The 20,524-nt window shown below is 70.6% G+C and carries 16 protein-coding genes and 1 pseudogene; 9 read left to right on the forward strand and 8 right to left on the reverse strand.

Annotated features, from left to right (window positions below; translation table 11 throughout):
- Window positions 1-10 precede the first annotated feature (10 nt).
- Both OG584_RS13610 and OG584_RS13615 read left to right on the forward strand, forming a co-directional pair.
- Window positions 11-1,966: a 2-oxoacid:acceptor oxidoreductase subunit alpha gene (locus OG584_RS13610; protein ID WP_405778091.1), complete on the forward strand. Its 1,956-nt coding sequence runs from the start codon at window positions 11-13 to the stop codon at window positions 1,964-1,966.
- The gene (locus OG584_RS13615; RefSeq protein ID WP_405778092.1) at window positions 1,959-3,020 is read left to right on the forward strand and encodes a 2-oxoacid:ferredoxin oxidoreductase subunit beta; all 1,062 of its coding nucleotides are present in this window, start codon (window positions 1,959-1,961) and stop codon (window positions 3,018-3,020) included. The genes OG584_RS13610 and OG584_RS13615 overlap by 8 nt, the downstream gene beginning before the upstream one ends.
- Before the next feature lie 48 nt (window positions 3,021-3,068).
- Here the strand turns inward: OG584_RS13615 and OG584_RS13620 are convergent, their stop codons facing one another.
- Entirely contained in the window at window positions 3,069-3,407 is a 339-nt protein-coding gene (locus OG584_RS13620; RefSeq protein ID WP_405784045.1) for a winged helix-turn-helix transcriptional regulator, read from the reverse strand.
- Between the two features lie 282 nt (window positions 3,408-3,689).
- Between OG584_RS13620 and OG584_RS13625 the strand changes: the two genes are divergently transcribed.
- Window positions 3,690-4,544: an NmrA family NAD(P)-binding protein gene (locus tag OG584_RS13625; RefSeq protein WP_405778093.1), complete on the forward strand. Its 855-nt coding sequence runs from the start codon at window positions 3,690-3,692 to the stop codon at window positions 4,542-4,544.
- 56 nt (window positions 4,545-4,600) lie between these two features.
- Window positions 4,601-4,924: pseudogene (locus tag OG584_RS13630) on the forward strand (hypothetical protein); the annotation flags it as partial.
- Here the strand turns inward: OG584_RS13630 and OG584_RS13635 are convergent.
- Window positions 4,905-5,312: an Imm10 family immunity protein gene (locus tag OG584_RS13635; protein WP_405778094.1), complete on the reverse strand. Its 408-nt coding sequence runs from the start codon at window positions 5,310-5,312 to the stop codon at window positions 4,905-4,907. The pseudogene OG584_RS13630 and the gene OG584_RS13635 sit on opposite strands and share 20 nt — an antisense overlap.
- A gap of 243 nt (window positions 5,313-5,555) precedes the next feature.
- On the opposite strand from OG584_RS13635, the gene rarD reads away from it, so the two are divergent.
- Window positions 5,556-6,566, forward strand: coding sequence for an EamA family transporter RarD (gene rarD / locus OG584_RS13640; RefSeq protein WP_405778095.1), 1,011 nt, complete (start codon window positions 5,556-5,558; stop codon window positions 6,564-6,566).
- Window positions 6,567-6,590: 24 nt separating this feature from the next.
- On the opposite strand, the gene OG584_RS13645 is transcribed toward rarD, so the two are convergent.
- From OG584_RS13645 to OG584_RS13665, 5 genes are all read right to left on the reverse strand, one after another.
- On the reverse strand, window positions 6,591-7,172 hold the full coding sequence (locus OG584_RS13645) for a TetR/AcrR family transcriptional regulator (RefSeq protein ID WP_405778096.1): 582 nt from the start codon (window positions 7,170-7,172) through the stop codon (window positions 6,591-6,593).
- A 218-nt stretch (window positions 7,173-7,390) separates the two neighbouring features.
- The gene (locus OG584_RS13650; RefSeq protein WP_405778097.1) at window positions 7,391-8,413 is read right to left on the reverse strand and encodes an ABC transporter permease; all 1,023 of its coding nucleotides are present in this window, start codon (window positions 8,411-8,413) and stop codon (window positions 7,391-7,393) included.
- Window positions 8,400-9,335: an ATP-binding cassette domain-containing protein gene (locus OG584_RS13655; protein WP_405778098.1), complete on the reverse strand. Its 936-nt coding sequence runs from the start codon at window positions 9,333-9,335 to the stop codon at window positions 8,400-8,402. Before OG584_RS13655 ends, OG584_RS13650 begins: the two co-directional genes overlap by 14 nt.
- Window positions 9,336-9,580: 245 nt before the next feature.
- Window positions 9,581-10,849, reverse strand: a complete 1,269-nt coding sequence (locus tag OG584_RS13660; RefSeq protein ID WP_405778099.1) for a LolA family protein — start codon at window positions 10,847-10,849, stop codon at window positions 9,581-9,583.
- A gap of 549 nt (window positions 10,850-11,398) precedes the next feature.
- Window positions 11,399-12,409 (reverse strand): polyprenyl synthetase family protein, encoded by a 1,011-nt coding sequence (locus tag OG584_RS13665; protein WP_405778100.1) that lies wholly within the window; start codon window positions 12,407-12,409, stop codon window positions 11,399-11,401.
- 177 nt (window positions 12,410-12,586) lie between these two features.
- Between OG584_RS13665 and OG584_RS13670 the strand changes: the two genes are divergently transcribed.
- The 4 genes from OG584_RS13670 (at window position 12,587) to OG584_RS13685 (ending at window position 18,149) form a co-directional block, all read left to right on the forward strand.
- A complete protein-coding gene (locus OG584_RS13670; protein WP_405778101.1) occupies window positions 12,587-14,101 on the forward strand; it encodes a peptide MFS transporter in 1,515 nt (504 codons plus the stop codon).
- A gap of 12 nt (window positions 14,102-14,113) precedes the next feature.
- A complete protein-coding gene (locus tag OG584_RS13675; RefSeq protein WP_405778102.1) occupies window positions 14,114-16,108 on the forward strand; it encodes a CocE/NonD family hydrolase in 1,995 nt (664 codons plus the stop codon).
- Window positions 16,109-16,269: 161 nt separating this feature from the next.
- Window positions 16,270-17,496 carry a fumarylacetoacetase gene (gene fahA / locus OG584_RS13680; protein WP_405778103.1) on the forward strand — a complete coding sequence of 409 codons (1,227 nt, stop codon included), beginning with the start codon at window positions 16,270-16,272 and terminating at the stop codon, window positions 17,494-17,496.
- Window positions 17,493-18,149, forward strand: coding sequence for a GPP34 family phosphoprotein (locus tag OG584_RS13685; protein WP_405778104.1), 657 nt, complete (start codon window positions 17,493-17,495; stop codon window positions 18,147-18,149). Before fahA ends, OG584_RS13685 begins: the two co-directional genes overlap by 4 nt.
- A 251-nt stretch (window positions 18,150-18,400) precedes the next feature.
- Here OG584_RS13685 and recQ read toward each other — a convergent pair whose 3' ends face one another.
- On the reverse strand, window positions 18,401-20,503 hold the full coding sequence (recQ, locus tag OG584_RS13690; RefSeq protein ID WP_405778105.1) for a DNA helicase RecQ: 2,103 nt from the start codon (window positions 20,501-20,503) through the stop codon (window positions 18,401-18,403).
- Window positions 20,504-20,524: the final 21 nt, after the last annotated feature.

Genomic DNA, 20,524 nt, shown 5'->3' on the forward strand with positions numbered 1-20,524 from the left:
GTCCAGTTCAGTGACCAGCCAGGTCAGTAGCCCAGCCGAGCAGGCCGACGGAGCCGATGAGCCCGTCACCCGAGAACCGCGCCCCCCACTGATCGACAAGAGTGCCTCCACCACCAAGGAGGTGCGCCGTCTGAGCCGTGTGATCATCCGGTTCGCGGGTGACTCGGGTGACGGGATGCAGCTCACCGGGGACCGGTTCACCTCTGAGACCGCTTCGTTCGGGAACGATCTCTCGACGCTGCCGAACTTCCCCGCCGAGATCCGGGCGCCCGCCGGGACGCTGCCGGGTGTCTCCTCCTTCCAGCTGCACTTCGCCGACCACGACATCCTCACGCCGGGCGACGCGCCGAACGTCCTGGTCGCGATGAACCCCGCCGCCCTCAAGGCGAACCTCGCCGACGTACCGCGCGGCGCGGACATCATCGTCAACACCGACGAGTTCACGAAACGCCCGATGGCCAAAGTCGGCTACCTCGCCTCCCCGCTGGAGGACGGATCGCTGGAGGCGTACCAGGTCCACCCGGTCCCCCTCACCACACTGACCATCGAAGCGCTCAAGGAGTTCGGGCTCTCCCGCAAGGAGGCCGAACGGTCCAAGAACATGTTCGCGCTCGGGCTGCTGTCCTGGATGTACCACCGCCCGACGGAGAACACCGAGCAGTTCCTGCGGACGAAGTTCGCGAAGAAACCACAGATCGCCGAGGCGAACGTCGCGGCGTTCCGCGCGGGCTGGAACTTCGGCGAGACGACCGAGGACTTCGCCGTCTCCTACGAGGTGGAGCCCGCGGCTGCCGCGTTCCCGGCCGGCACCTACCGCAACATCAGCGGAAACCTCGCCCTGTCGTACGGGCTGATCGCCGCGGGCCGGCAGGCCGATCTGCCTCTCTACCTGGGCTCGTACCCGATCACCCCCGCGTCCGACATCCTCCACGAACTCTCCCGGCACAAGAACTTCGGCGTGCGGACCTTCCAGGCCGAGGACGAGATCGCCGCCATCGGAGCAGCCCTGGGCGCCTCCTTCGGCGGCTCCCTGGCCGTGACCACCACCTCGGGCCCCGGAGTGGCCCTCAAGTCGGAGACGATCGGGCTCGCGGTGTCGCTGGAACTGCCGCTGCTGGTCGTCGCGATCCAGCGCGGCGGGCCCTCCACCGGACTGCCCACCAAGACCGAACAGGCCGACCTCCTGCAGGCCATGTTCGGCCGCAACGGCGAGGCCCCGGTCCCGGTGATCGCGCCGAAGACCCCGGGGGACTGCTTCGATGCCGCCCTGGACGCCGCCCGGATCGCCCTGACCTACCGCACACCGGTCCTCCTGCTCTCCGACGGCTACCTCGCCAACGGCTCCGAGCCCTGGCGTGTCCCCGAGGCCGCTGAACTGCCCGACCTGCGCGTCCAGTTCACGACCACGCCGAACCACACCCTGGCCGACGGAACGGACGTGTACTGGCCCTACAAGCGCGACCCGCACACCCTGGCCCGCCCCTGGGCCGTGCCCGGAACCCCGGGCCTCGAACACCGCATCGGCGGCATCGAGAAGCAGGACGGCACCGGGAACATCTCCTACGACCCGGCCAACCACGACCTCATGGTCCGCACCCGCCAGGCCAAAATCGACAACATCGAGATCCCGGACGTGGAGGTCGACGACCCCGACGGTGCACGCACCCTCGTCCTGGGCTGGGGCTCGACCTACGGGCCGATCACCGCGGCCGTGCGCCGGCTGCGCAAGGACGGCATCCCCATCGCGCAGGTCCACCTGCGCCACATCAACCCCTTCCCCGCCAACCTGGGTGATGTCCTCAAGAGGTACGACAAGGTCGTGATCCCGGAGATGAACCTCGGCCAGCTCGCCCTTCTCATCCGGGCGAAGTACCTGATCGACGCCGTCTCCTACAACCAGGTCAACGGCATGCCGTTCAAGGCGGAACAGCTCGCGACAGCACTCAAGGAGGCCACCGATGCCTGACACCAACGACCTCCTGAACCTGGTCCCCAAGGCCGAGGCCACCCAGTCCATGAAGGACTTCAAGTCCGATCAGGAAGTCCGCTGGTGTCCGGGCTGCGGCGACTACGCCGTCCTGGCCGCCGTCCAGGGCTTCATGCCCGAACTCGGCCTCGCCAAAGAGAACATCGTCTTCGTCTCCGGCATCGGCTGCTCCTCCCGCTTCCCCTATTACATGAACACCTACGGGATGCACTCCATCCACGGCCGGGCCCCCGCCATCGCCACCGGTCTCGCCACCTCCCGCCGCGACCTGTCCGTCTGGGTCGTCACCGGCGACGGCGACGCGCTGTCCATCGGCGGCAACCACCTCATCCACGCCCTGCGCCGCAACGTCAACCTCAAGATCCTCCTCTTCAACAACCGGATCTACGGACTGACCAAGGGCCAGTACTCGCCGACGTCCGAAGCCGGGAAGATCACCAAGTCGACGCCCATGGGCTCCCTCGACGCCCCGTTCAACCCCGTATCGCTGGCCATCGGAGCCGAGGCGTCCTTCGTCGCCCGCACCATCGACTCCGACCGCAAGCACCTCACCAGCGTGCTGCGCGCGGCAGCGGACCACCCCGGGACCGCCCTCGTCGAGATCTACCAGAACTGCAACATCTTCAACGACGGTGCCTTCGAGGCCCTGAAGGACCGCGAGCAGGCCCAGGAAGCGGTCATCCGGCTGGAACACGGGCAGCCCATCCGCTTCGGCACGCCCGAGGCACCCAAGGGCGTGGTGCGCGACCACACCACCGGCGACCTCGAAGTCGTGGACGTCACCCCGGAGAACGAATCACGAATCCTCGTCCACGATGCCCAGGCCACCTCACCGACCACCGCGTTCGCGCTCTCCCGCCTCGCCGACCCCGACACGCTCCACCACACCCCCATCGGTGTGCTCCGCAGCACCCGGCGCCCGGTCTACGACACCCTGATGAACACTCAGCTCGAAGCCGCTGTCGAGCAGCACGGCAAGGGCGACCTCGGCGCACTGCTCGCCGGCAAGGACACCTGGACCGTCGCGGGCTGAGCGGCGGCAGGGGCCGACCGGCCTCGACCGGGGCCCGGTTCCGCCACGTCAGGCGGGCCGGGCCCTGTCGTATGCCTCGCGTGCCGTGAACACCTCGTCGAGCCGCCGCTCCGTCCACCGCGCGAGCCCCCACACCTGCTCGGCGGCCTCCTTGCCGAGCGGCGTGAGCGAGTAGTCCACGCGCGGCGGGATGACCGGCTTGGCGTCACGGTCGACGAAACCGTCCCGCTCCAGCGTCTGCAAGGTCTGGGCGAGCATCTTCTCGCTGACCCCTCCCACTTCCCGGCGCAGCTCGCTGAAGCGGTACGAGCGCTCCAGGAGCGCCGCGAGCACGAGCACACCCCAGCGGCTGGTGACGTGCTCCAGGACCAGGCGCGAGGGACACATCTGCCGGTTGACGTCGGGCGCCGGCCGGTCCCCCGCCGGGCCGCTCGCCGCGTCCCGCACGAAACCCCTCACGGTGCCGCTCTCCGCATCCCTCACGGCCTCACTAACGGCATGGCTCTCCACGTCACTTACGTCCATGTTGGTACCTTACTTCAAAGTGGGTACTTTCCCATAGTTAGTACCTCCCCTAGGGTGAGTCTCAGAGCATACGGGACTGGGATGAATCACCCAGTTCGTACGCAATGGCATTCAACCCACCCGAACCACAGGGAGAACCAGCTCATGAGCATCGTCGTCACCGGAGCAACCGGGGCCCTCGGCCGTCTCGTCATCGACGAGCTGCTCGCCAAGGTCCCCGCGGACCGGGTCGCCGCCGTCGTCCGCGACAAGGAGAAGGCCGCCGGTCTGGCGGCGCGGGGCGTGGAGCTGCGGGTCGCGGACTACAACGACCCGGCGAGCCTCGACGGGGTGTTCCGTTCCGGTGAGCGCGTCCTCCTCATCTCCGGCAGCGAGGTCGGCCGGCGCGTGCCGCAGCACACCGCGGTCGTCGGCGCGGCCAGGGCGGCGGGCGTCGCGCAGCTCGCGTACACCGGGATACTGGGCGGCCCCGACGCCGACTTCCAGCTGGCCGCCGAACACAAGGTGACCGAGCAGGTCATCCTGGACTCCGGGCTTGCGCACACCTTCCTGCGCAACGGCTGGTACAACGAGAACTACACGGAGAACCTCGCGCCCGTCATCGAGCACGGGGCCGTCGTCGCCAGCGCGGGCGACGGCCGGGTGGCGTCGGCCGCCCGCGCCGACTACGCGGCAGCCGCCGCGGCCGTACTCGTCTCGGACGGCCACCTGGGCCGGGCCTACGAGCTGAGCGGCGATACCGCCTGGTCCTTCGCCGAGTACGCGGCCGAGGTCGCGCAGGCCTCCGGCAAGGAGATCGTCCACCGCGACGTTCCGGCCGCCGCACACCAGGAGATCCTCGTCGGCGCCGGTCTGCCGGAAGCGTTCGCAGCGATCCTCGTGGACGTGGACGCGGCCATCGAGCGCGGACTCCTGGCCGGTACCAGCGGCGACCTGGCCCGGCTGACCGGACGCCCCTCCACTCCGATCGGCGTCTCGGTCGCGGCCGCGCTCGCTTAGACGTCGCTTCTCATGGCGTGACCGTTCGTTGAATCCTGCGGCATCGCGCCGATCCGTCCCAGCGAGGACCTCGTCGACGGCGCCCCGGCAAGCTCCACGCGGACAAGGGCTACGACTACGGCCACCTGCGGTTCGGCTCCGCGAGCGCGGCATCCGGCACCGCATCGCCCGCGATCGCCCGCAGGGGAATCGAGTCCTCACAGCGGCTGGGGCGTCACCGCCGAGTGGTCGAGAGAACCGTGTCCTGGCCGGCCGGCTGCCTACGCCTCCACCGCCGCTACGAACGCAAGGCCGAATACTTCCTCGCCTTCGTCGGCATCGCAGCACTCCTGATCGGATACCGCCGCCTCGGTGGGCCGATCAGACCGAGAAACCGGTGAGCCGAGGCCGGGCCTCCTCGCGTCCGAAGACCAGCACCTTCGCAAGCACCTCGCGCATCTCGTCGATGCCTTCGGCCGGAACGTCGAGCAACGCCTCGATCTCCGCGTCCTCCAACTCCAGGTCGTCCAGGCAACCGGGGTCCAGCGACACCGTGAGCAGGTTGCCTGTCAGCGTCACCTCGCGGACACAACCATAGGCCGTGCACTGGTCCGGGGTCATCACGCAGTACGTATCGAGCCCGAGCGAGACGTCCTGTGCGGACGGCTCACCGGCAGCGCTCGTGAACAGCAGGAAGAAGCCCTCATCCTCCTCCGCCACGCCAGCCTGCATCTCCCCGTCAACGTCGGCCTCGGCAGCCACCGCACGGGCTGTGAACCTGTATGCCATGCGCCGGTTCTACCAGGAGCCTCAAGCACAGCTCACGCCCATCCCTCCGCCGACAAGTTCTGCCTCCATGAGAGAGAGCGTCCATGAGCGTCCGGCGAGGTCGCGTGGTCCGGTGCCGGGACCGAACGGAATCCCGGCTGTCATGACCGTTTGACGTCACGGGCATGACAGCCGTGCCCTCCTCCCGTTACCTTCGACTTCCCGATGCCTCCGACGGCGGCCGGACGATCTCAGGGAGGGCCCGTGAAGGGGACCAGCGAGCAGCGGACAGGGTTCCTGAACGGTGCCGCCGCGTACGTGCTGTGGGGTCTCGTGCCGATGTTCTGGCCGCTGCTCAAGCCGTCCGGCGCCATGGAGATCCTCGCCCACCGCATGGTGTGGTCCCTCGGTGTCGTCGTGATCGCGCTGCTCGCGGTGCGGCGCTGGGCCTGGATCGGCGAGCTGCTCCGTACGCCCCGCAGGCTGGGGCTGGTCGCCGTGGCCGCGGCGGTCATCAGCGTCAACTGGGGTGGCTACATCTGGGCCGTGAACAACGGTCAGGTCGTCGAAGCCTCGCTCGGATACTTCATCAACCCGCTGGTCACCATCGCGATGGGTGTGCTGCTGCTGGGCGAGCGGCTGCGCCCGGCCCAGTGGGCGGCCGTCGGCACCGGCGTGGCTGCCGTACTGGTCCTGGCCGTCGGATATGGCAAGCCGCCGTGGATCTCGCTCATGCTGGCGTTCTCGTTCGCGACGTACGGGCTGGCCAAGAAGAAGGTCAACCTCGGCGGCCTGGAGTCACTCGCGGCGGAGACGGCCGTGCAGTTCCTGCCGGCGCTCGGATATCTGGTCTTCCTCGCCGTGCGCGGCGATGCCACGTTCGGCACGCCCGCGCACGGTGCGCTCCTCGCGTCCACCGGTCTTGTCACCGCGATCCCCCTGGTCCTCTTCGGTGCGGCGGCGATCCGCGTACCGCTCTCGACGCTGGGGCTGCTCCAGTACCTGGCGCCGGTCTTCCAGTTCGGTCTCGGCATCCTGTACTTCCACGAGGCGATGCCGCCGGAGCGGTGGGCCGGTTTCGCGCTGGTCTGGCTGGCGCTGACCGTACTGACGTGGGACGCCCTGCGGAACGCGCACCGGACACGGGCGCGGGCGGCGCGGCTGACGGCTGAAGCGCGCATGCGGGAGCGGGTACGGGGCCCGGAAGAGGTCACCGGAGCGGACACGCCGGGACCTGCGGCCACCGGAGCGACGACCACCGGGCCCGGGGCCTGAGCGCGGCTGCGGCCGCTGCCGCGCTCAGCCGCCCAGCGCCTTCAGGACATGGGCGATCAGCCGGGTGATCTCCTCGGCGTCGTACGGGGGCCTGCGCAGGCTGTGGCGGTAGTAGAGCGGGCCGTAGAGCAGCTCCACGCCCAGATCGAGGTCGGCGCCCATGGGGAGCACGCCCTGTTTCTGCGCGCTGCGCAGCCGGCCGGTGGCGGCCTTGACCCGCGGATCGATGAACGCTTCCTGCACGGTCCTGGCCAGGTCGTCGTCGTACTGGATCTCGGTGAGGATGCCGGCGTAGGCGGGGCCGAGCGGTGGATGCGCGAGGAGCCGTACAACGCCGCTCATCTGCGAGTGGAGATCAGCAGCGAGGTCGCCGGTGTCGGGGAACGGGCGGGTCCTGATGACCGCGTCGTCGAGTGCTTCGAGGACCAGGGCCCCCTTGGACGGCCACCAGCGGTAGATCGTCTTCTTGCTCACGCCGGCGCGGGCGGCGATCGCTTCGATCGTGACTCGGGCGTACCCCCGCTCGATACAGAGCGCGAGGGCGGCCGCGAGAATCGCCTGCTGTGATTTCTCGCTGCGGCGCGCGGGATTGGGCGGGAGGTTCACCGCTTGAGTCTATTCACGGGCCCGGACCTCCGACGATACGTAGCGTCTTGACAGCGGAAGGTGCGCGTCCGAGAATAAGAGCCGGGGAAACGGTACGTGTCGTGTCGAGCCGCGTCGGGGGACGGCCTTTCGGTACGACACGTACCCTCCCTTTTTCTCTTCTTTCTCGTCCCGGCCGTAACGAACGGCGCCCTCAGCACCCGGCGCCTTCCGCCGTCTCAGGCCGCGATGTCCTTCGTGGTGAACCGTGCCCACGCGGCCGAGCCGAACACCACGGCGTACAGGCCCTGCAGCCCGAGGTTTCTGACGATCTCGTCCCAGTAGACCGGCGCGCGCAGCAGGTCCGCGAAAGACAGCCAGTAGTGCGGGAACAGATATGGCTGGATCGCGTGCAACTGCGGGATCGTGTCCAGGATCTGCACCGTGATCACCAGGCCGACCGTCGCCGCCATCGCCGCGATCCCGCTGCTGGTGAGGGTGGAGACGAACAGGCCGAGGGCAGCGACGCCGATGAGTGAAGCGGCGACGACGGCGGAGATCAGCGCCGCCCGGCCGAGGCCGTCGGTGAAGGAGATCCGGGTCCCCGAGATCGTCGTGACGTCGCCGAGCGGGAACAGCAGCGCCCCGACCGCCAGTGCGGAAGCCGCCACGACGAGGGTGGCGGCCAGGCAGAAGGCCACGGCGCAGACGAACTTGGCGAGCAGCAGCCGGGTCCGGCCTGCCGGGGCGACCAGCAGGTAGCGGAGCGTCCCGGCACTGGCCTCGCCCGCCACGGCGTCCCCCGCGATGACACCGATCGCCATCGGGAGGAAGACCGGGAGGGTCGCGGCGAGCGCCGCGAAGACCAGGAAAAGACCGTTGTTGGTGATGTCGGTGAGGAAGGCGGGGCCGTTGCCGCTGCTGTCGCGGGCCGTCGAGCCGTGGCCGGACTCCAGCTTGACGGCGATACCGATGAGGACCGGGACCGCGGCCAGTACGGCGAGCAGGGCGAGCGTGCGCCAGCGGCGGAAGGTGGTGGTCAGCTCGGAGCGGAACAGGCCGAGCTGCCGGTGCGGGCTCATGAAGAAGCGCGGCGCTCGGGGCGCGACGGTCCGCGGCCCGTCGGATCCACCGGCCCGCGTCGCCGGACCGTCGGCCCGCGGTACCGGACCGCCGGTGGAGTCCAGCGGGGCGCCGTCCGTCTCCTGCGCCGGCGGCTCACCTTCCAGCGGCTCCTGCCGGGACGCCTCAGCCTGCGACATCGAATCCCTCTCCGGTGAGTGCGACGAACGTGTCCTCGAGGGAAGCCCGTTCGACTCCGAAGGACCGGACCCGGACGCCTTCCCGTACCAGGGCGGCGTTGAGGTCCGCCACGTCGGTGTCCGCCGCGGGGATGTCGCCGGTCACCCGGTCCCCGGTGACGCTCACATCGGCCACCCCCCGCTCCTTGAGCACGCGGGCGGCGCGGGCAGGGTCCGGTGTGCCGACGGCGAGACGTCCCCGGGTCGCCAGATCGGCGACCCGGCCCTGGGTGAGCAGTCTGCCCCGGGCCATCACCGCCGCGTGCGTACAGACCTGCTCGATCTCGTCGAGGAGGTGGGAGGAGAGGAAGACCGTGGTGCCGTCGTCCGCCAATTCCCTGACCAGGGCTCTGATTTCCCGCATGCCCTGCGGGTCGAGCCCGTTCGTCGGCTCGTCCAGTACGAGCAGTCCGCGCGGCTGGAGCAGCGCGGATGCCAGGCCGAGCCGCTGCTTCATACCGAGCGAGTACGCCCTGGCCTTCTTGGCTGCGGCGGGGGCGAGCCCGACCCGTTCGATGGCGGCGTCCACGCGGGCCCGCCGGGTACGGGGGTCGGCCTGCGGGTCGGCGGAGTCGTAGCGCAGCAGATTGTCCCGGCCGGAGAGGAACCCGTACAGCGCGGGGCCCTCGATGAGCGCGCCGACACCCGGCAGCACGCTGCGGGCCGCGCGTGGCATCGGCTGCCCCAGCAGGTTCGCGGTGCCGGATGTCGGGGCGATGAGGCCGAGCAGCATGCGGATGGTGGTGGTCTTGCCGGAGCCGTTGGGCCCGAGGAAGCCGAAGACGCTGCCGCGCGGGACCGTGAGGTCCAGGTGGTTCACGGCGAGTTGGCCGCCGCGGAAGCGTTTGGTGAGGGCATGGGTTTCGATGACGGCTTCAGGCATGGCGATGGTCCCGTCGTTCGGCGCACCGTGCGGTCCAGGCTAATCCCGGGGACCGGCATCCCGGCCGGCGGGCCCGGGGCCGGACGACGGGCCGAACCCGGAGGGAGGTGCCATGCCCACCCGGGGCGGAGGACGGCACCGGGCGCCTGGGCCGGGTGGGGCCCCACCCGGCGGAGCGCAGGGCGCCCGGTGGGGAGAGCCGGGCCCGGCTCTCCCCACCGGGCCGACCGGCCCCACTCCGGTTCTTAGCGGGCGGCCTTCGCCGCGTCGGCCGCCTTCACCAGCGCAGCCTTGTCGACCATGCCGACGTAGACCTTTCCGTCGTCCGTCAGCAGCGCGTTCACGAGCCGGGTGTGGAACACGGTGCCCGAGCCGAACGGGCCCGTCACCCTGTCACCCAGTGAGCCGAGGAACTTCTGCGCGTCGACGGAGCCACCACCCTGCTTCGCGGAACCCCCCGGCGCGCCGAGGCCCTTGCCGCTCCCCGTATCGATCCTGGCGACCGAGGTCCAGCCCTTGCCGATGACGTTCAGCCCCTTGAAGCCGGCGGGCGCGGCGGACTTCAGGTCCTTCGGGCCGCCCTTCGGAGCCATGCGCGCCCCGGCCTTCGGGGCGGCGCCCTCGGTGACCTTCGCGCCCTTGGGCGGGGTGAAGGAGAAGGCGGAGGCAGCCGGCTTCCCGAAGTCGACCTTGGTGAAGGCCACGTCTACAGCGGCATTGCCGCCGCTGCTGGGCGTGAGGGTGAACTTCAGCGGTGTGCCCGTCTTCGCGTCCACCGCGACCTTCACCGAACCGACCGTGGACCCGGACTGCTTCGGCTTGATGAGCAGCTGGTACGCGTCGTGCCCCGCCACCTGCGCGGTGCCGTCGACACTCAACGACGTCGTCGGTCCCGCGGCCTTCAGCACCTGGTCGGCGAAGTCCTTCGGGGTGGCCGGGAGCTTGTCGGCGCGGTCCGTCCGGGCGTGGGGCGCGGTGCCGTTCCCGGAGTGGCTGGAGTGGTAGACCTCGTTCGACTTGCTGTCGTACGCCCAGACCTGCCGGCCGTTGTGAATCACGCTGTACTCGGCGGCGCTGTCCAGGATGGACACCCGCTGCTTGTCGGGGCCGTCGGCGGCCACCCGCAGGGTGTGCGTGCCCGATGCGAGTTCCATCAGCTTGGATGCGGGCGCCGCGCCGGGCCCCCCGCTCCGGCCGCCTCCGGCACCGCTGCCGCCGCCCGCGCCGAAGGTGCCGGCCAGGCCGCCCAGTGACGGGATGCCCAGGTCCGAGCTGACCTTCACCGTGCCGGACATCTGCTGGGTGTCCGATGCGGCCATCTTCTCGATGAGCTGGTGTGCCGTGATCTTCGGGAGGCTGGGGTCCCCCGAGCTGGCGAGCGCCGGTACGAGCCCGATCGTCGCCGCCGCCACTCCCGCCACCGCGACCGGTACGAGATAGCGTGCCGCCTTCCGGCGCCCCACGGCGAGGCCCTCGGCCTCTCCGGTGCCCTGTGCACTGTCGTTCGGTGCCATGTGTGCCCTACCTCCGTGATCGGCGGCGATCCGTACGGTTGCGCTCGTCCACCCCGCGCCGCCATTCTCACCCGAATTGGTGGGGTGTGGTGCGGTCCATCTCACCAAATTCCCGGTGCCCATGCGTCAGCCCCCAGGAGCAACTGCGCGTAGTGCTGGGGTATGACGCCGGGCAGCGGCAGATCGTTCCGCCCCGTAGGGGGAGCAGCCGAACCGGATCGCCAGCCCGTCCGGAGGACCCGCCCCGAGCGGCCGCGCAACCCGCGGACCGCGGAGTACGCCGGGGCGGCCAGGACCAGAAGGCGCCCGTGCGGCGGGTACGCGGCACGGGCCCAGGTGAGCAGGGCGAAGGAGGGCGGAGAGCCCCGGGGCCGGGGCCCGGAAGCCCCGGGGGACAGCGTGGCCGGAGAGTGCGGCCGCGGCCTGCGGATCGGACAGGCCGAGGGGACCGACGGGCCACCAGTGGCGGTACGCGGGGCCTCACCTGACGCGGAGCAGGTGTTTCACCTGCCACGGGGCCGGTGCCTCACCCCACGCGGAGCCGGTGCCTCACCCGACGCGGTGGACCACCGCACCGCACAGCTCCTCGAGCGCGGTCTTCGCAAAGCACTCGGGCAGCGGCGCCAGCGAGGCCCGCGCCTCCTCCGCGTACCGCACGGTGTCCTGACGGACCTGCTCCAGGGCCGGGTGGGCGCGCATCAGCCGCAGCGCCTCCGCGTGCCGGTCGTCGTCCGTCAGGTCGCCCGACAGCAGCTCCACCAGGGCGAGATCGTCCGGACGGCCGTACTCGGCGGCCTGGGCGCGCAGCCGCAGCACCGGCAGGGTCGGGATGCCCTCGCGCAGGTCGGTGCCGGGCGTCTTGCCGGACTCGTGGCTGTCGCTCGCGATGTCCAGGACGTCGTCGGCCAGCTGGAACGCCGTGCCGAGCCGCTCGCCGTACTGCGTGAGGATGTTCACCACGCTCTCGTCGGCGCCGGACATCATCGCGCCGAACCGTCCGGAGACAGCGATCAGGGAGCCCGTCTTGCCGGCGATGACGTCGAGGTAGTGGCCGACCGGGTCGCGGCCGTCGCGCGGGCCCGCGGTCTCCAGGATCTGGCCCGTCACCAGGCGTTCGAACGCCTCGGCCTGGATACGGACGGCCTCCGGGCCCAGGTCGGCCAGGATGTGCGAGGCCCGAGCGAACAGGAAGTCGCCTGTCAGGACCGCGACCGAGTTGTCCCAGCGTGCGTTGGCGCTGTCCACCCCGCGGCGGACTTCCGCCTCGTCCATCACGTCGTCGTGGTAAAGCGTCGCCAGGTGGGTCAGTTCGACCACTACGGCAGAGGGCACGACACCGGGCGCATAGGGGTCCCCGAACTGGGCAGCGAGCATCACAAGAAGCGGACGAAAGCGCTTACCCCCGGCCCGCACAAGATGCTGTGCGGCCTCCGTGATGAAAGGGACCTCGCTCTTGGTGGCATCGAGCAGCCCGGCCTCGACAGCTGCCAATCCGGCCTGGACATCGGCCTCAAGCGCCTGGTCCCGCACGTTCAGCCCGAATGGCTCGACGACGGTCACGAGGGGATCTCCTGTCTGCTGACGATCACACGGATTGTCGATGTGTCGCTGTCCGCACTCAAGTCAGCGTATCCGGTCCTCTTTCGATCACCATGAGCGCCTGCCCGCCCACCCCGAGCACATACCGAGCGTGACCGGTATGTTCAAAAGAAGTCGATTTGAAATGGAGCAGCACCCTTGTCCGGAACAGAGCCGCAGCCGGGACTGACACCAGCGTCTCAGCCTCCGCCGCAGCCGGGCGACGACCATTCATTCTTCGGCCAGCCCCGTGGTCTGATGACCCTGTCGGGCCTGGAGATCTGGGAGCGGTTCTCGTTCCTCGGGATGCAGGCCATCCTCGTCCTCTATTTCACGGCCGCGGTCTCGGACGACGGTCTCGGCATGTCGCCCGGTGCGGCCGCCTCCATCTCCGCCGCGTACGGCACGCTGGTCTATCTGGTGTCGGTGGCGGGCGGCTGGCTGGCCGACCGCATTCTCGGCTCGTACCGCGCCGTCCTCGGCGGCGGCATCCTCATCGCCCTCGGCCACTACGCGATGGCGGTACCGGCGGCGGCCATGACGTGGGTGGGGCTCGGACTCATCTCTCTCGGTACCGGCCTGCTGAAGCCGAACGTCGCCACTCTGGTCGGCAAGCTCTACCGCACCGAGGACCAGCGCCGCGACGCCGGTTTCGCCCTCTACTACATGTGCATCAACATCGGTGCCTTCCTCGGCCCGCTGATCACCGGCTGGCTCGGCGACCACAAGGGCTGGCACTGGGGCTTCTCGGCCGCCGCCGTCGGTATGACGCTGGGTCTGATCCAGTACGTCCTCGGACGCCGCACCATCGCGGGCCGCACGGAGGGGGCGGAGCAGGCGCTGCCGCCCGCCGCGATGCGCCGCGCGATCAGGATGATCGTCGGCGGCGCGCTGGCGGTCGCCGTGGTCGCCGTCGCCCTCGGGCTCTCCGGCTGGCTGACGCTCGACCGCACCGTGGACGCGCTGACCATCATCTCGGTGATCGCGCCGATCGTCTTCTTCGCCGTGATGTTCCGCAGCCCCCGGGTGACCCGCGCCGAACGCGGCCATCTCCGCCCCTACATCGTGCTCTTCCTCGCCTCGGTGGTCTTCAACTTCATCCTCTTCCAGGCGTACTCGACGATGATCCTGCTCGCGTCGACCAACGCGAAGACGGAGATCTTCGGCTACCACTTCCCGGCCAGCTGGTACGCGTCCGCGCTCGGCGCCTTCGAGGTGGCGCTGGCCCCCGTGGTCGCCGCGCTCTGGGTGCGCATGGGCAAGCGCCAGCCGCACGCCTCCAACAAGATCGCGATCGGCACCATCCTCGGTGGCCTCTCCTTCCTCATCATGGTCCCGGCCACATCCGGCCGTACCGGCAGCGACTGGCTGATGTCCGTCTGGTGGATCGTCGGCTCGTACGCGCTGCTGGGGCTCGGCGACATCCTGGTCGAGACCTCGGGCATGTCCGCCACCACCAAGCTCGCCCCCACCGCCTTCGCCAGCCAGACCATGGCGCTCTGGTTCCTGTCGCTGGCGCTGGCCAACGGCATCCAGGCGCAGGTCGTGAAGTTGTACGGCGAGGTCTCCAACCCTGCGTACTTCGGCGTCAACGGCGCCATCGCCGTCGTCGCCGGGCTCGCGGTCATCGCCGCGGCGCCCTGGCTCAAACGCACCATGCACCCCGTCCACTGAGGAGCGCCTGCCGTGGCTCGAATCCGCACCGAATTCCCGTACGAGACCCGCCGCGAGGACGTCTGGATCCCGCTCCCGGACGGCACGCAGCTGTACGCCAGGATCTGGCGTCCGGCCGATGCGGGACCGGTACCCGCCCTGCTCGAATACCTGCCGTACCGCCTGAGCGACTGGACGGCGCCGCGGGACTCCCAGCGGCACCCCTGGTACGCGGGTCACGGATACGCCTCCGTACGGGTGGACGTGCGCGGCCACGGCAACTCGACCGGGATGCCGGGTGACGAGTACGACGCCCAGGAGCTGGCCGACGGGGTCGCGGTGGTGAACTGGCTGGCCGAGCAGGAGTGGTGCACCGGCAAGGTCGGAATGTTCGGCATCTCCTGGGGCGGCTTCAACTCGCTCCAGATCGCGGCCATCGCCCCCGAGCCGCTCAAGGCGATCGTCACGGTCTGCTCCGCCGACGACCGCTACGACAACGACGTCCACTACATGGGCGGATCGGTGCTCGCCGTCGACATGCACGCCTGGGCGGCCACGATGCTCGCCTTCGTGTCACGGCCGCCGGACCCCGCACAGGTCGGTTCGGTCTGGCGGGACATGTGGCTGAACCGGCTGGAGGCCGTGGAACCGTTCATCCACACCTGGCTCGCCCACCAGACGCGCGACGAGTACTGGAAGCACGGCAGCGTCTGCGAGGACTACACGGCCATCAAGGCGGCCGTGCTGACCGTCGGCGGCTGGCACGACCCGTACCGGGACACCGCGCTGCGCCTGGTCGGGAACCTCGACCCGTCGCGGGTGCGGGGACTGATCGGCCCGTGGTCTCACCAGTACCCGGACCGCGGGCTGCCGCCGGGGCCGGCCATCGGCTTCCTCCAGGAGACCCTGCGCTGGTGGGACCACCATCTGAAGGGCGAGGACAACGGGGTGATGGACGAGCCGCTGCTGCGCTCGTGGATCAGCGAGTCGCACCCGCCCGCCACGGTCTATCCGGAGCTGCCCGGCCGCTGGGTCGGCGACACCGCCTGGCCGTCCCCGCACGTCACACCGGTGTCGTACGCGCTGCAGGGTGACCCGATGGAGGTCAGATCGCCAATGCAGACCGGTCTTGACGCCGGGCGGTTCTTCCCGTTCGGCAACGACTCCGACCTGCCGCCGGACCAGCGGGACGAGGACGCGAAGTCCGTCTGCTTCGAATTCCCGGTCCGCCAGGCGCCCATCGAGATCCTGGGCCGCGCGCAGGTGCACCTCTCGGTGCGCTCCGACGTCCCCACCGGGCAGGTCGTCGCCAGGCTCTGCGACGTCGCCCCCGACGGGGCCTCCACCCTGGTCACCCGGGGCGCGCTGAACTTCTCGGCGCGCCACGGCCGGGACCGGTCGGACCCCTGGGAGCCCGGCACCACCGAGCAGCTCACCTTCGAACTGAACGGTGTCGGCCACACCTTCCCGCCGGGCCACCGCATCCGCCTCTCGGTCTCGTCGGCGTACTGGCCGTGGATCTGGCCGCAGCCCGACTCGGCCCACGGCTGGACCCTGGACCCGGCGGCCTCGACGATGGAGCTCCCGGTCCGCGCGCACACCGAGGACGACATCACCTTCGACGAGCCCGAGCAGTCCGAGCCGCTCGCCGTCGAGTACCCGAGCAGCCCGGACGAGCGCCCGGAGCGGCTGGTCGTACGCGATGTGGCGGAGGGCGACTGGCGTCTGGAGGTGGACCCGAGGTACGGGGGCACCCGGATCTACCCGGACGGCCTGGAGTTCAGCGAGGACGCGCTGGAGACGTACACGATCAACGAGGCGGACCCGCTGTCGGCGCACACCCGCTCGGACTGGTCGATCCGGCTGCACCGGCCCGAGACGGGCTGGGACGCACGGGTGCGGACGCGCTCCGAGATCACCTGCGACGAGCGAGACTTCATCACGTCGAGCGAAGTGGTGTGCCAGGAGGGCGACCAGGTGGTCTTCGAACGGAAGTGGGAGAAGCGGATTCCGCGCACAGCGGGGTAGTGCGCCCGGCGCGGTGGGGTAGTGCGCCGGGGACGGGTTCCGGGATCTGCCTCCGTCACATCCCGGGGGCAGGGCATCCGGGACGTTTCACAAGCTGACGCGGCACGCCTCGCCCCCGTACCGTGGGTCTGTCCACAGACCTGAAAGCGAGGCAGCACCCCATGCCTGAGCAGAGCCCGCTCGACCTGCCCGAAGGCGATCCCTTCGGCGCGCACAACCTGCCGTACGGAGTCTTCTCCACCCCCGAGGATCCCGACCGGCACCGGGTGGGCGTGCGTATCGGCGGCCACGTGCTGGACGCGGGGGCGGCGGCGCTCGCGCTCGGCTCCCCGTACAGCCAGGTACTCGCGCGCCCCACGCTCAATCCGCTGCTCGCGGCTGGCCGTACGGCGTGGCGCGATGTACGGCGCGCGCTGACCGCCTGGGTGACCGACCCGGGACACCGGCCGGTCATAGAGCCGCTGCTGCACCCGGTGGCGGCCGTCACCATGCACCTTCCGTACGAGGTCGCCGACTACGTCGACTTCTACGCGAGCGAGCACCACGCGACGAACGTGGGCAGCATCTTCCGGCCGGACTCGGCGCCGCTGACGCCCAACTGGAAGCATCTGCCGATCGGTTACCACGGCCGCTCCGGCACGGTCGTCGTGTCGGGCACCGACGTCGTGCGTCCCTCGGGGCAGCGCAAGGCACCGTCGGATCCGGCGCCGGTCTTCGGCCCGTCGGTCAAGCTCGACATCGAGGCCGAGGTCGGTTTCGTCGTCGGTGTGCCCTCCGGGCAGGGCGAGCCGGTCGGGCTGGGCGACTACCGGGACCATGTGTTCGGCCTCCAGCTGCTCAACGACTGGTCCGCGCGCGACATCCAGGCCTGGGAGTACGTCCCGCTGGGCCCCTTCCTCGGCAAGTCCTTCGCCACCTCGGTATCGGCCTGGGTGACGCCGCTGGAGGCACTGGACGCAGCACGGACCGCTCCGCCGGCCCGCGAACTGCCCCTGCTCCCCTACCTCGACGACGCGGCGGCCGAGGAACCCGGCGGCCTGGACCTGCGGATCACCGTCTCCATCAACGGGCAGCCGGTCTCCGAGCCGCCCTTCGCGGGGATGTACTGGACGGCCGCGCAAATGCTGGCGCACACGACGGTCAACGGCGCCTCGCTCCGCACGGGCGACCTCTTCGGCTCCGGCACGGTGAGCGGCCCGTCACCCGAACAGTGCGGCTCGCTCCTGGAGATCACCTGGAACGGCACCCGGCCCCTCGAAGTCGGCGGTGGCAAGCGGGCGTTCCTGGAGGACGGCGACGAGGTCACCATGACCGCCTGGGCGCCAGGTCCGGACGGGACCCGCGTCGGTCTCGGTGAAGTGAGCGGAAGGATCGTGCCCGCACCATGAGCGAGGAAGCGCCGACACTTCCCGAGGAGCTGCTGCTCCTCGCACTGGACCCGCAGCGGGGCAGGCCGTTCTGCCGGAACCGCTATCTGGAGTTCGGCATGGCCGGTGCGGCCCTGGCCGAACTGGACCTGCAGGGCCGGATCTCCGAGTCGCGGGGGAAGGTGACGGTGGACCAGCCGCTGCCGCCGCACGATCTCGTCCTCGCGCAGGTGCTGGAGCTGCTGCCCGCGCCGGACAAGAAGAAGTTCGCCGGGGGTGTCGGCGCCCCGCACTGGATCCGAAGGAACGGCCGCACGGTGGAGGGCCTGTACCTGGACCAGTTCGTGGACGCAGACGTACTGACCCGTGAGACGCGGCGCTTCGCGGGGCTGCTCCCCTACCACCGCCATCCGGCCGGCGCGCGCAACTGGTCGGCCCAGGCGCGCGACCGCTTCTCGGCGGCGGAGGCGGCCGGCTTCCCCGACCCGCGCGGCCGCGCACTGGCCGCGCTCGTCACGACGGTCGGCCTGTACCGGTTCGTCGCACGGGGCGGCGGGAAGCCCCGTGCGGCGATGCGGCAGCTGGTGCGCGAGGAGTGGACGGCACACGCGGTACACCGCACGATCCAGCGCGACCGGGCCGCACGGAGCGGCGGAGGCGGCGGAGGCGGCTGAGGCCACGGGAGCGGCGGGGCTGTGGGGCAAGGGGGCTGTGGCGCTGTGGGGCAAGGGGGCGGCGGGACAGTGCGACGGGGCAGCGCACCGCATGACCGCCGGTGGCCACTCTGCATGGCTCCGGGCCCCGCGACAGCGTGAGCCCGGGACCTGACGCCACCCCATCAGCGGCATCGGCCCGCCCGCCCCGCACCGGCCCGCTGAGCGGTACCTGTCCTCGGGGCCGAACGCCCCCGCCGCACCGCCCGGGATCAGTCCCTGCCGAAGGCCTCCGGGTCGTCGGGGTAGTCCGAGAAGTCCGGCTCCTCCCAGGCCTGCTCGCCCCAGGCACCGGAGTCGTCCGGCTCACCCTGCGCGGGTACGCGGTGCGGCGCCGCGGCACCGGCCACCCCGGGCTGAGCAGGCTGAGCCATCGTGCCCGCCGGGTGGTCCGAGGGGGTGTCCTCAGCGCCCGCCGGGCCGCCCAGTACCCCGAGCACGCCCTCCCCGTACGTCGCCAGCTTCTTCTCGCCGAGGCCGGCGACGCCCCCGAGCTCAGCGAGCGTGGCGGGCCGCAGCGTGGCGATCTCCCGCAGCGTCGCGTCGTGGAAGATCACGTAAGCCGGGACGCCCTGCTCCTTGGCCTGCTGCCCCCGCCAGGTCCGCAGCGCCTCGAAGACCGGCACGGCGTCCGCGGGCAGATCGGCCGCCGCCGCTGCCGACCTGGCCTTCTTCTCGCCCTTGGCGGCCCGTGCCGTCACGGCCTTCTCCGGCTCCTTGCGCAGCCGGACCTCGGTCTCCCGCGCGAGCACCGCGGCGCTGGTGCCGGTCAGGACCAGCGTGCCGTACTCGCCCTCCACCGCCAGCAGCCCCTGGGCCAGCAACTGCCTCACGACCCCTCGCCACTGGGCCTCCGGCAGGTCATCGCCGATACCGAAGACGGAGAGCTGGTCGTGGTCGAACTGGATGACCTTGGCCGTCCTGCGGCCGAGCAGGATGTCGACGATCTGGCCGGCGCCGAACTTCTGCCTGCGCTCGCGGTCCAGCCGTACCACCGTCGACAGCACCTTCTGCGCGGCCACCGTCCCGTCCCACGTCTCGGGCGGGGTGAGACAGGTGTCGCAGTTCCCGCAGGCGGACGCCACCGCCTCCTGGCCGAAGTACTGGAGCAGCTGGGCGCGGCGGCAGTCGGCCGTCTCGCAGAGCGCCAGCATCGCGTCGAGGTGGGCCGCGGCCCTGCGGCGGAACGCCTCACCGCCGTCGCTGCTCTGGATCATCTTCCGCTGCTGGACGACGTCCTGGAGCCCGTATGTCATCCAGGCCGTGGACGGCAGCCCGTCACGGCCGGCCCGGCCGGTCTCCTGGTAGTACCCCTCCACCGACTTGGGCAGGTCGAGGTGGGCGACGAACCGGACGTCCGGCTTGTCGATCCCCATCCCGAAGGCGATCGTCGCGCACACCACGAGGCCGTCCTCGCGCAGGAAGCGCGACTGGTGGACCGCGCGGGTGCCCGCGTCGAGGCCCGCGTGGTACGGCACGGCCTCGATGCCGTTCTTGCAGAGGTACTCGGCGGTCCGCTCGACGGAGGCACGTGAGAGGCAGTAGACGATCCCGGCGTCCCCGGGGTGCTCCTCCTTGAGGAAGGCGAGCAGCTGCTTCTTGGGGTCGTTCTTCGGGACGATCCGGTACTGGATGTTGGGCCGGTCGAAGCCCGCCACGAAATGCCGCGCGGCGGGCATCCCGAGGCGCTCGGTGATCTCCTGGTGCGTGGCGCGGGTGGCGGTGGCCGTCAGGGCGATGCGCGGCACGTCGGGCCAGCGCTCCCCGAGCAGCGAGAGCGCCAGGTAGTCGGGGCGGAAGTCGTGTCCCCAGCTGGCGACGCAGTGCGCCTCGTCGATCGCGAACACGGAGATCTTCGCGCGGCTCAGCAGCCCCAGGGTGGCATCGACCCGCAGCCGCTCGGGCGCCAGGTAGAGCAGGTCCAGCTCACCGGCGAGCAGCTCGGCCTCGACGGTGCGGCGCTCGTCGAAGTCCTGCGTGGAGTTCATGAAGCCCGCGCGCACGCCGAGGGCGCGCAGCGCGTCCACCTGGTCCTGCATCAGGGCGATCAGCGGGGAGATCACCACGCCCGTACCGGGCCTGACCAGGGCGGGGATCTGGTAGCAGAGGGACTTTCCGCCGCCGGTCGGCATCAGCACGACGGCGTCGCCGCCGTCCACCACGTGCCCGATGACCTCTTCCTGCTCACCGCGGAAGGCGTCGTAGCCGAAGACCCGGTGCAGGGTGCTGAGCGCCTCGCTCTCCGCGCCCCGCGCGTGTGCGGTCCGTTCTGCCTGATCCGTACGCTCGGCCACTGCCTCGCCACTCCCGTTCATCGGTCCGTCCCCCGCCGCGCT

The organism is Streptomyces sp. NBC_00859 (assembly GCF_045161865.1).
Classification (GTDB): Bacteria; Actinomycetota; Actinomycetes; order Streptomycetales; family Streptomycetaceae; genus Streptomyces.

Bases quoted from the DNA above. Each gene is read 5' to 3' on its own strand.
- recQ (WP_405778105.1), bottom strand. From the start codon at position 20,503: ATGAACGGGAGTGGCGAGGCAGTGGCCGAGCGTACGGATCAGGCAGAA.
- fahA (WP_405778103.1), top strand. From the start codon at position 16,270: ATGCCTGAGCAGAGCCCGCTCGACCTGCCCGAAGGCGATCCCTTCGGC.
- OG584_RS13635 (WP_405778094.1), bottom strand. From the start codon at position 5,312: ATGGCATACAGGTTCACAGCCCGTGCGGTGGCTGCCGAGGCCGACGTT.
- OG584_RS13625 (WP_405778093.1), top strand. From the start codon at position 3,690: ATGAGCATCGTCGTCACCGGAGCAACCGGGGCCCTCGGCCGTCTCGTC.
- OG584_RS13620 (WP_405784045.1), bottom strand. From the start codon at position 3,407: ATGTGTCCCTCGCGCCTGGTCCTGGAGCACGTCACCAGCCGCTGGGGT.
- OG584_RS13655 (WP_405778098.1), bottom strand. From the start codon at position 9,335: ATGCCTGAAGCCGTCATCGAAACCCATGCCCTCACCAAACGCTTCCGC.
- OG584_RS13685 (WP_405778104.1), top strand. From the start codon at position 17,493: ATGAGCGAGGAAGCGCCGACACTTCCCGAGGAGCTGCTGCTCCTCGCA.
- OG584_RS13660 (WP_405778099.1), bottom strand. From the start codon at position 10,849: ATGGCACCGAACGACAGTGCACAGGGCACCGGAGAGGCCGAGGGCCTC.
- OG584_RS13650 (WP_405778097.1), bottom strand. From the start codon at position 8,413: ATGTCGCAGGCTGAGGCGTCCCGGCAGGAGCCGCTGGAAGGTGAGCCG.
- OG584_RS13615 (WP_405778092.1), top strand. From the start codon at position 1,959: ATGCCTGACACCAACGACCTCCTGAACCTGGTCCCCAAGGCCGAGGCC.